The sequence below is a fragment of the Pseudoalteromonas sp. S554 genome, from assembly GCF_005930865.1.
Classification (GTDB): Bacteria; Pseudomonadota; Gammaproteobacteria; order Enterobacterales; family Alteromonadaceae; genus Pseudoalteromonas; species Pseudoalteromonas marina.
On record NZ_PNDV01000063.1, the window covers coordinates 54,684 to 63,764 of the forward strand.

A 9,081-nucleotide genomic window follows, 5' to 3' on the forward strand; every position below is an offset into this window, starting at 1 on the left:
ATACTTAACATAATTTTAAGGGCTGCTTTTTAAAGTGGCCCTTTTTATTTTCACTTCATTTAGTTTGTTTTATAACCATTTCACATCATTTCCTATTGTGGCATCTATTTTGCATTTCTTGTGTATAGAGATTTTTAATATGAGTCGATGCTATGGACAAAATGGTCTACATTGCGGCCTCAGGCGCTAAACAAAGCTTACAGGGGCTAGCCCTTAAAGCCAATAATTTGGCTAATGCGAATACTACTGGATTTAAGTCAGACTTTGCACAAGCTCGCTCTATGCAGGCTTTTGGTGAAGGGTTGCCATCACGTGTGTTTTCTATGCAAGAGCGCCCAGGTTCTAATATGACTTCTGGCGGCATAGTTGAAACAGGTAGAGACCTCGACATTGCAATGAGTGATAACGCATGGTTAAGCGTCCAAGATGCCTCAGGCAATGAAGCTTACACTAAGGTGGGTACATTAAATATTACCGCTGAAGGTATGTTAATGACCAGCCATGGTCGTCAAGTAATTGGCGAAGGCGGGCCAGTCATTTTACCAGTACCGATTGAAAAAATTGAATTTAGTGAAGACGGCGCAATTCAAGTTCGCCCGCAGGGGGCGCCTGCTACGTTTTTAGAAGAAGTTGACCGCTTAAAGGTGGTTGAAGCTAATAGTTTTCAACTAGAAAAAGGGAACGATGGTTTATTTAGGCCTAAAGCAGGAGAGGTTGTTGATACTTCTGCCAATGTCAAAGTTTTAAGCGGAACCTTAGAAATGTCTAATGTGAACCCAGTTCACGAAATGGTCGATATGATCAGCCATCAACGTCAATTTGAGTTACAAGTAAAACTGATGAAAACAGCTGAAGATCTGGATAGATCACAAGATCAGCTGATGCGCATAGTTTAACTTTAAATGAGGACACGATTATGAATCCAGCATTGTGGATCAGTAAAACGGGGCTAGACGCTCAGCAAACCGATATTTCGGTTATATCAAACAATTTAGCGAATGCCAGTACGGTAGGTTATAAAAAAAGCCGCGCTATTTTTGAAGATTTACTTTATCAAAATATTAACCAGCCAGGAGGGCGATCGTCGCAAGACACTGAAATGCCGTCTGGTTTAATGTTAGGTGCTGGTGCAAAAGTAGTGGCTAACCAAAAAAACTTTTCTCAGGGTAATATGCTAACCACTGAGAATTCATTGGATTGGATGATCTCAGGGCCTGGCTTTTTTGAAGTATTACAACCCGATGGCAATATTGCTTATTCGCGTAATGGGCAGTTTACTACCGATGGCGATGGTCGAATTGTCACGTCTGGTTCTGGTTATGTGGTGCAACCAGAAATGAATGTTCCCGATGATGCGCAATCAATTACTATTTCACAAGATGGTGAGGTATCTGTTCGTATTTCAGGTCAAGCTGATAATGTTGTGATTGGCCAGCTTACAATTAGCGATTTTATTAATCCATCGGGCCTTGAGCCTGTAGGGCAAAATCTTTATACCGAAACGGCAGTAAGTGGCGCGCCTGTGCAAGGTAACCCGGGTGTAGAAGGCTTAGGCACAATTATTCAGGGCTCACTTGAAACATCAAACGTAAATGTAACTGAAGAGCTGGTTAACCTAATTGAAACGCAGCGTATTTACGAAATGAACTCTAAAGTCATCTCGGCTGTTGACGAAATGATGAGTTACATCAATCAGCAATTATAAGGTGTAGGGGGAATTATGCGTCATTATATGTTATTTGCGGTAGGTACATTATTTTTAAGTGGCTGTGTTTCAACACAAAATAGTGATATTGTTCAAGATGACCCCTATTATGCGCCAATGTATCCTGAACCAAGTATGGAACCCGTAGTTGCAACAGGTTCGTTATTTAATACTAATGTGTCAAACGACTTATACGCAGATAGAAAAGCACTGCGTACTGGCGACATTATTACTGTAAATTTACAAGAGTCTACTCAAGCTACTAAAGCAGCTAAAACCGAAACCGATAAGCAATCTGATGCAAGCCTAGACCCTGTCATAGGGCTCGGAGGCCTTCCGGTCAATATAGGCGGCGATAGTATCCAGTTTGGCATTGGTAGTGACGCCTCTTTTACGGGGGATTCTAGATCAAATCAATCAAACAGCTTATTTGGCAATATTTCGGTTAATGTTATGCGTGTTTTACCTAATGGTAACTTAGTTATTCGTGGCGAAAAATGGTTAACGTTAAACACTGGTGAAGAATTTATTCGTTTGGAAGGTTTAGTACGCCCGCAAGATGTGAGTTCTGATAACACAGTTGAGTCAAACCGAATAGCCAATGCGCGTATTCAGTACTCTGGCAAAGGGCAAACACAAGAAGCGCAAAGTGCAGGTTGGTTAACACGCTTTTTCAGCAGCTCGATTTTTCCTTTTTAGAGGGCATTCATTATGAATGTATTAAAATTAATTTGTTTAATCACGCTAATAGGTTGTCAATTTTCGGCACATGCTGAGCGTATTAAAGATATTTCTATGGTTGAAGGGGTTAGATCGAACCAGTTGGTAGGTTATGGCTTAGTAGTGGGTTTACCAGGCACGGGTGAGCAGAGCCGTTTTACTCAGCAAAGTTTTAAAGGCATGTTAAGCAATTTTGGTATTTCGCTACCTGCAAATTTAAGCCCTAAGATTAAAAACGTTGCTGCAGTTGCTGTACATGCTGAATTACCCGCATTTAGAAAGCCCGGACAAACAATTGATATAACCGTTTCATCTATCGGTAGCGCGGGTAGCTTGCGCGGTGGTACGTTATTACAAACGTTTTTAAAAGGGGCTGATGGCAATGTATATGCCGTAGCTCAGGGTAGTTTAATAGTGGGGGGCTTAGGTGCCCAAGGCGCTGACGGCAGCCGTGTTGTTATTAATACCCCAACAGTTGGCCGTATTCCAAATGGCGCAACAGTAGAGCGTGAAGTTAAAAGTCCGTTTATGCAAGGCGATTTTATTACGTTTAACTTAAACCGCCCTGATTTTACAACGGCAAAGCGCCTTGAAAAAACAATTAACGATTTAGTCGGGCCTAACAGTGCAAAAGCAATTGATTCTGTGTCTGTTCGTGTGATTGCCCCTAGAGATGCTTCTCAACGTGTGTCTTATTTATCAACGCTTGAAAATCTTGAATTTAAACCTGCAGATATGTCTGCAAAAATTATCGTTAACTCGCGTACGGGCACCATTGTGATTGGTAAAAATGTCAAGTTACAGCCTGCAGCAATAACACATGGCGGGTTAACCGTCACCATTTCAGAGCAACAAAATGTGGCACAGCCAAATCCTTTAGCAGAGGGGGAAACAGTGGTTACCCAACAAAGTATTATTGACGTTAATCAAGATGATTCACGTGCTTTTGTATTTGACCCAGGTGTCAGCCTTGATGATTTAGTTCGTGCTATTAATGAAGTTGGCGCTGCCCCTGGCGATTTAATGGCGATTCTTGAAGCACTTAAAGAAGCCGGTGCAATTAACGGTCAGCTTGTTGTAATTTAGTTTTATAAGATTCTAGACCCTAAGCCCTAGGGTCTTTAACCCTTAACCTTTCATCCTTAACCTTTCATCGCTACTCTTCTTTTGGCTCAATTATTGCATTTAACTAGGTATTATTAATTATTGTGTCAAAAAGCTGATGGAAACAAATCATCTAGATAAGCAAAACTTTTTTGATTTAGGCAACTTAGACTCTTTGCGTCGAGATGCTTTAAACAGCGGTGACGCATCAACCGATGCATCTAAAGCGGCGTTAAAAAAAGCAGCGGCACAATTTGAAGCTATTTTCACCCAAATGCTGCTTAAAAGTATGCGTAAAGCTAATGAGGCTTTTGAAGATAAAGAAAGCCCGTTTAATGCAAGTGGCGTTAAGTTTTTTGAAGAAATGCACGACCAACAGATGGCCACAGAACTTTCATCAAATGGGTCTTTAGGCCTTGCTGATTTAATTGTGCAGCAACTATCGCCAGATGGAAAAAACTTTATGCCAGGCTCTGTTCTTCGCACAACGTCTGATTTCTTTAGTGACCAACGTGCGGGTAGCACCTTACCTCATCAAGAAAATCAAAAGGTCACTGAAAAAGTACCGCTCGTTGATTCAGCTGAAAAAAGTGAACAAAACATAGCGTCTGGCACATTTGAAAATGCTGAGGAATTTGTGAGCACAGTGTGGGAACACGCAAAAACAGCGGCTAAAAAAATTGGTTTAAATCCGGCGGTTATGGTCGCACAAGCAGCATTAGAAACTGGCTGGGGTAAACATATTATTAATAAAGGTGATGGTAATAGCTCAAACAATTTATTCAATATTAAGTCAGATAAAAGTTGGCAGGGTGAAAAAGCCAGTAAGGTCACTTTAGAGTTTGAGCAAGGTGCTGCAGTTAAAAAGCAAGCAAACTTTAGAGCGTATGATTCGATAAAAGATAGCGTGAATGACTTTGTGGATTTTTTAACACAGAACCCTCGCTATCAAGATGCATTAAACAATACGGCAAAGCCGCACAAGTTTTTAGACTCTTTACAGCAAGCTGGTTATGCAACCGATCCTAACTATGCTGACAAAATAAAAAGAGTGCTAAACAGTAACGAATTGAAGAATATCGCCACAAGCGTGATCCGCCAAGGAGTAGAGTAACATGTCGTTTAATTTATTAAACATTGCTAATTCAGGCATTAGAGCTAACGCTGAGCTACTGCAAACGACAAGTAAAAACATCGCAAATGTTAATACCGAAGGGTATGTACGTGAGCGCACCGAGTTTACCACTATGATTGATAATCAGGTAGGCCGTGGCCAAACGTATCGATTATTGAATGAGTTTGCGCAAAAGCAATTAAACCGAGATACCTCAAATAAAAGCTTTTTTGATCAATTTGTTAGTGAAGCGAGTCGAGTTGATCAAATCTTTTCAGAAAAATCAAACAGCTTATCAACTAGTATCAACTCAATGTTCAATAACGTACAAGAAGCTCTTAATCAACCTTCATCAACGGTTGCTCGTTCATTAGTGATGAGTGATGCGCAAAATTTGATTGATCAAATGGACCGGCTTGCAGGTATTGTTTCAGAGCAAAAAGCAGTGGTTAATGAGCAATTAGAAATATTTTCTGAAGAGGCGAATACGTTAATCGAAAGTATTAGTTCGTTAAATCAAGAAATTGCGGGTGTTCATGGCACTAAAAACGAAGCAGATGCGAGCTCAGCTTATAATGAGCGTGATAAAGCAATACGTGATTTATCTGAGCTAATTGATATAGAAACACTTGATGGCCCTAATGGTGAAAAACAAGTGTTTATGGGTACAGGTGAAGCCGTTGTTATGCAAAATGGGTCATTTAACTTGTTTTCTATTAGTGGCGATCCTGATGCTAATTTTAAAGAGCTACGCTTAGATGTAAATGGCGGTAAGGCTGTACCACTTGAAATAGACCCCACTAAATTAAAAGGTAAAATTGGCGGTTTATTGGCATTTAGAGACGATATTTTGGTGCCTGCACAAAATCAAATTGGCCAGATGGGCATTGCACTTGCCGATTCGTTTAATCAGCAAAACCGTTTAGGGATGGATGCTAATGGTGAATTAGGTGGAGATATTTTTGAAATTCCAACGGTCAGTGCTTATGTTTATCAAGCAAATACCGGAACAGCTAATATGTCAGCAACCGTTGAGGCTGGTAAAGGCAGTGAACTACCAGCCAGTGACTTTGTGATCACTTATACGGGTAACCCTAACGAAGTAAGTATTCAGCCTATTGATAATAAAGGTGAGCCTTTAGGTACAGCGTCTTTAGCAACTATCCCACCCAGCGGCATTATCGATTCAGCAGCGATTACTAGTGGGGAATCGTTTGGCTTAGAGCTTAATGTAACGGGAGCCGGTAATGCTGGGGATCAATTTCAGGTAAAACTCAATAGTGGCGCTGCGGGTAATATATCGTTGACCAGTGGTCGAGGTGAAGACATTGCCTTAGCCTCTCCAATTAGAACAGCTGACGGCCTAGATAATACAGGCACAGGCAGTATTTCACCGGGTAATGTCACCGATGTAACCACTGGCAGTTTTAGTAACCCTCTAGGGCTAGCTAATGGCCCTATTAGCATTGTTAAAACAGCTAATGCTAACGAATATCAACTGACTGACGGTAATGGCACGACCACGTTTACAGTTACACCGCCTGCTAATAATATACTCGCTCAAGCTGGAGCGCCTTACGATGGCTATGGTTTTGACTTTAATATTGAAGGTGTACCGGCTACAGGTGATACCTTTAATTTAGAATTTAATGAAGGCGGTTTTGATGATAACCGTAATGGCCAAAAGCTCGCAGATTTACAAAATACCGATTTAGTACGTCAAAATGTAGTGGCAAGTGCCTCAGCCGATAATCATAAAACGTTGAATCAGGCCTATGCAGGCTTGGTAACTGATGTTGGGGTAGTGACCAGCCAAGCAATGACCAACGGTGCTGCATTTGATGCATTAGCACAACAATCAGAAGCCTGGTATGAATCGCTTTCTGGCGTAAACCTTGATGAAGAGGCTGCTAATTTATTACGTTTTCAACAGTCTTATGCGGCTTCTGCACAGGTACTTGCAACTGCTCGTACTGTTTTTGACACTATATTAAGTGCTGCGAGGTAATTATGCGCTTATCAAACAATTTGATGTACCAAAACAATATAAATAAAATACTCGACAACCAACAAGGTGTTGCAAATGCTCAAGAGCGAGTAACAACAGGTGAAAAGTATTTAAGCACATCAGAAAGCCCATCAGCTTATTCACAAGCGGCTCTATACACTACTAAAATTCAAACTAACGAACAGTACACTAAAAATATTAACCAATTGAATAACCGCCTAAATACAGAAGAAACTGTATTAAGCAGTATCACGGATGCAATTCAAAAAGCGCAAACATTGACTATTCAGGCTGGTAATGGTGCCTTAAATACCAACGATAAAGTATCAATAAGTAAAGAGCTTGAAGAGCTGCAGCAAACATTACTAAGTCTCATGAATACTCGATCTGAAGATGGTAAATATATTTTTTCTGGTTATCAGGATAGTACACAACCCTACCAGTTTGAAACTAGTTCTGGTAAGTACAATTACAATGGTGATCAAGGGCAGCATAGCATTACAATTGCAGAAGGAGTCTCTGTTAAATCAAGTGATAATGGTTTTGATACCTTTGAAAAAGTCGATGCACGTCTCGATGTTGCATCAAATACTGGTGATACAACAAGTACGCTTACAGGAACAGTTTATGTTGATGAACAAGGCATGTTTGATCAATATCATAAATCCAATTACAACTCCGACCCTGCAGCTGCAGCTACTGCTAATACCTTTAACGTACAGGTTACAGCTGGTGTTAATCCTGGTGATGCGAATCAATACCAAATACTTCGCGATGGTTCCGCGCTGTCTCCACCTGTTATGGGTGAAGTCAGTGAGGGGGGAATTGAGTTTGCTGGTATGAAAATTCAACTAGATAGTACCGCGTTAGGTCAGTTTAACTTTAGTCTTGAAGAGCCAAAAAAAGTAAATGTGCTTAATACTTTGCAAGAGCTGATCAGCGAATTAAATAATGGCTCACTTGATGGTGCTGACTTTCAAGATGTCTTAAATGATGGTTTAGTGCAATTAAAAAATGCCAGCGAACAAGTTTTGTTTACTCAGGCAAGCTTAGGAGGGCGTATGAGTGCTCTCAGTCGTATAACTGATTCTAACTTAGCGCAAGACATACAAAATAAAGACAATCGTGCCAATTTAATTGAAGTTGATATGGCCGAGGCTATTAGCGAACTCACCAAGCAAGAAACTGCTTTGCAGGCTTCACAGGCCACGTTTGGTCGTTTATCAAAACTTTCCTTATTTGATTATTTATAAACTGTAAACTATTGCCGCTTTATTTTATATTGCGGCAATAAGTTGCGCTGACACTACGGCAATAAATTGTCATTCCTGCAAATATAATAATTTATATACCTCTTATTATCATGATCAAACAAAAAAACACCTTAAAACAGTACCTTTGATTGGTTTTATAACTTGGCACAATACATGCTTTATAAAAACAACATAAAAGTGGTTCTGTTAAAAGAGTTGAACCACACTCTGCTTTGACTAGGAGAAGGCAAAATGGCTTTAACAGTAAATACAAATGTATCTTCACTTAACTCACAACGAAACTTGAGCAATTCTACAAATGACTTAAGTACCTCGTTCGAAAGACTGTCTTCGGGGTTACGTGTAAACAGCGCAAAAGATGATGCAGCAGGTCTACAGATAGGTACAAGGTTGCAGTCTCAAGTTAATGGACTCAATCAGGGAGCGCGTAATGCAAATGATGGGATCTCTATTTCACAGACAGCTGAAGGGGCATTAAACGAAACCACAAATATGCTTCAAAGAATGCGAGTACTTTCAATTCAATCCGCTAATGGCTCAAACTCAGCTTCTGACCGTGGTGCTTTGAACAAAGAGTTTATTGAGATGAAGGCAGAAATTGATCGTATAGCAGGTGATACTACCTTTGGTGGTGTGAAAGTGTTAAATGGTACATATGATGTTGACTTCCAAGTTGGTGCAGACGCAAATCAGATTATAGGCGTCAAAATTACTACAAACATGAACCAAACAGGTTTAGCGCTGAGTGCTATAGATATAGATACAGCCTCTGATGCACAAGATGCAATAACAGCGATTGATAATGCGTTATCTACAGTTAATGACGTTCGCGCAGATTTAGGTGCTAAACAAAACCGGTTCAGTTCTACTATCCGTAATTTAGAAAATGTTGCCGAAAATGTTTCTGCATCTAAGTCTCGAATTATGGATGCCGATTTTGCAAAAGAAAGTGCCAATTTAGCCCGTAATCAAGTTCTGCAACAAGCATCAAGCTCAATGCTTGCACAGGCTAACCAGCAACCGCAAATAGCTCTTTCTTTATTACAATAATACTTTAAGTTGTAATTTATATATTGAAAAACCAGAGCATCGCTCTGGTTTTTAATTTTACTAAACTTACAATTAAATAATGTTATAAAAAATTAAAGTATATTTT

General features: G+C 40.0%; 8 protein-coding genes. All 8 read left to right on the top strand.

The genetic code is table 11. The features are described 5' to 3' along the window. Nucleotides 1-152: 152 nt before the first annotated feature. The 8 genes from CWB65_RS13745 (at nucleotide 153) to CWB65_RS13780 (ending at nucleotide 8,975) form a co-directional block, all read left to right on the top strand. Nucleotides 153-896, top strand: coding sequence for a flagellar basal body rod protein FlgF (locus CWB65_RS13745; protein WP_006792702.1), 744 nt, complete (start codon nucleotides 153-155; stop codon nucleotides 894-896). A gap of 20 nt (nucleotides 897-916) precedes the next feature. Next, the gene (gene flgG, locus CWB65_RS13750) at nucleotides 917-1,705 is read left to right on the top strand and encodes a flagellar basal-body rod protein FlgG (protein WP_006792703.1); all 789 of its coding nucleotides are present in this window, start codon (nucleotides 917-919) and stop codon (nucleotides 1,703-1,705) included. 15 nt (nucleotides 1,706-1,720) lie between these two features. Continuing rightward, complete coding sequence (gene flgH / locus CWB65_RS13755) at nucleotides 1,721-2,404, top strand: flagellar basal body L-ring protein FlgH (protein ID WP_008132667.1); 684 nt, start codon at nucleotides 1,721-1,723, stop codon at nucleotides 2,402-2,404. 12 nt (nucleotides 2,405-2,416) lie between these two features. Continuing rightward, nucleotides 2,417-3,511, top strand: coding sequence for a flagellar basal body P-ring protein FlgI (locus tag CWB65_RS13760; protein ID WP_138740782.1), 1,095 nt, complete (start codon nucleotides 2,417-2,419; stop codon nucleotides 3,509-3,511). Between the two features lie 136 nt (nucleotides 3,512-3,647). Continuing rightward, nucleotides 3,648-4,643 (top strand): flagellar assembly peptidoglycan hydrolase FlgJ, encoded by a 996-nt coding sequence (gene flgJ / locus CWB65_RS13765; protein WP_138740783.1) that lies wholly within the window; start codon nucleotides 3,648-3,650, stop codon nucleotides 4,641-4,643. A gap of 1 nt (nucleotide 4,644) precedes the next feature. Next, entirely contained in the window at nucleotides 4,645-6,651 is a 2,007-nt protein-coding gene (gene flgK, locus CWB65_RS13770; RefSeq protein WP_138740784.1) for a flagellar hook-associated protein FlgK, read from the top strand. A 2-nt stretch (nucleotides 6,652-6,653) separates the two neighbouring features. Further along, nucleotides 6,654-7,904 carry a flagellar hook-associated protein FlgL gene (gene flgL, locus CWB65_RS13775; RefSeq protein ID WP_138740785.1) on the top strand — a complete coding sequence of 417 codons (1,251 nt, stop codon included), beginning with the start codon at nucleotides 6,654-6,656 and terminating at the stop codon, nucleotides 7,902-7,904. A gap of 252 nt (nucleotides 7,905-8,156) precedes the next feature. Then, nucleotides 8,157-8,975: a flagellin domain-containing protein gene (locus tag CWB65_RS13780; protein ID WP_138740786.1), complete on the top strand. Its 819-nt coding sequence runs from the start codon at nucleotides 8,157-8,159 to the stop codon at nucleotides 8,973-8,975. The last annotated feature ends 106 nt before the right edge of the window (nucleotides 8,976-9,081 follow it).